Origin of the sequence: Nitrospirillum amazonense (assembly GCF_007828035.1) — a bacterium.
In the GTDB taxonomy this organism is placed as follows: Bacteria; Pseudomonadota; Alphaproteobacteria; order Azospirillales; family Azospirillaceae; genus Nitrospirillum; species Nitrospirillum amazonense.
Window position 1 is genome coordinate 1 of record NZ_VITV01000032.1, and the last position, 1,360, is coordinate 1,360.

The following is a 1,360-nucleotide window of genomic DNA, read 5'->3' on the forward strand; positions in this document are numbered from 1 at the left end:
AGACAGGTGCTGCATGGCTGTCGTCAGCTCGTGTCGTGAGATGTTGGGTTAAGTCCCGCAACGAGCGCAACCCCCATCTTCAGTTGCCATCATTTGGTTGGGCACTCTGGAGAAACTGCCGGTGACAAGCCGGAGGAAGGCGGGGATGACGTCAAGTCCTCATGGCCCTTATGGGCTGGGCTACACACGTGCTACAATGGTGGTGACAGTGGGCAGCGACCTCGTGAGGGGGAGCTAATCTCCAAAAGCCATCTCAGTTCGGATTGTACTCTGCAACTCGAGTGCATGAAGTTGGAATCGCTAGTAATCGCGGATCAGCACGCCGCGGTGAATACGTTCCCGGGCCTTGTACACACCGCCCGTCACACCATGGGAGTTGGCTTTACCCGAAGCCGGTGCGCTAACCGCAAGGAGGCAGCCGACCACGGTACGGTCAGCGACTGGGGTGAAGTCGTAACAAGGTAGCCGTAGGGGAACCTGCGGCTGGATCACCTCCTTTCTAAGGAATGATCCGGGCATCGGATGGCGTGCGCCGCCGTCTGCGTATCTCCTCTCGAAATATTCTGATCGCATGGTCAAACGCCGGCTTTACGCTGGCGTTTGGTGCGTGTGGCCGGTTGATCTGGTGGTCATAGCGGGGGTCAATACACCCGATCCCATCCCGAACTCGGCCGTGAAAACCCCCAGCGCCAATGGTACTGCGTCTTAAGACGTGGGAGAGTAGGTCGCCGCCAGGTCTACCGACCACACGCGCCCATCATGCGAACAGAATAGCTCCGGCAGGAGATCAGTCAGCTTCAACGGAAGCTGGCCGGTTCTTGGACATTGTGAATGAGGTCTTGAGTTTAAACCGAGGGGTCGGTTGTCTGAAGTATTCAGGCGGTCGATCTATCGTAAAACGCACCAGGCCAACTGACGACACCGCACGGGCTTGCCCTTGCGCGTGGCGCCGGGAGGTCGATCAAGTGAATTAAGGGCATCTGGTGGATGCCTTGGCACTGAGAGGCGATGAAGGACGTAGCACGCTGCGATAAGCCATGGGGAGCCGCGAGCAGGCATTGATCCGTGGATTTCCGAATGGGGAAACCCACCCAGCGATGGGTATCTTCAACTGAATTCATAGGTTGGAGAAGCGAACCCGGGGAACTGAAACATCTAAGTACCCGGAGGAAAGGACATCAACCGAGACTCCGCTAGTAGTGGCGAGCGAACGCGGACCAGGCCAGTGGTCAACTTTACATAACCGGAAGCGTCTGGAAAGGCGTGCCAGAGTGGGTGAAAGCCCCGTACGGGTAAACCGGAGTTGATCCTCGAGTAGGGCGGGACACGTGAAATCCTGTCTGAACGTGGGGGGACCACC

General features: G+C 57.6%; 3 rRNA genes. All 3 read left to right on the forward strand.

Features of this window, described 5'->3' with window-relative positions:
- A 16S ribosomal RNA gene (locus FBZ87_RS28965) occupies nt 1–499 on the forward strand; the annotation flags it as partial.
- Nucleotides 500–621: 122 nt separating this feature from the next.
- Nucleotides 622–737 (forward strand): 5S ribosomal RNA (gene rrf / locus FBZ87_RS28970).
- A 222-nt stretch (nt 738–959) separates the two neighbouring features.
- A 23S ribosomal RNA gene (locus FBZ87_RS28975) occupies nt 960–1,360 on the forward strand; the annotation flags it as partial.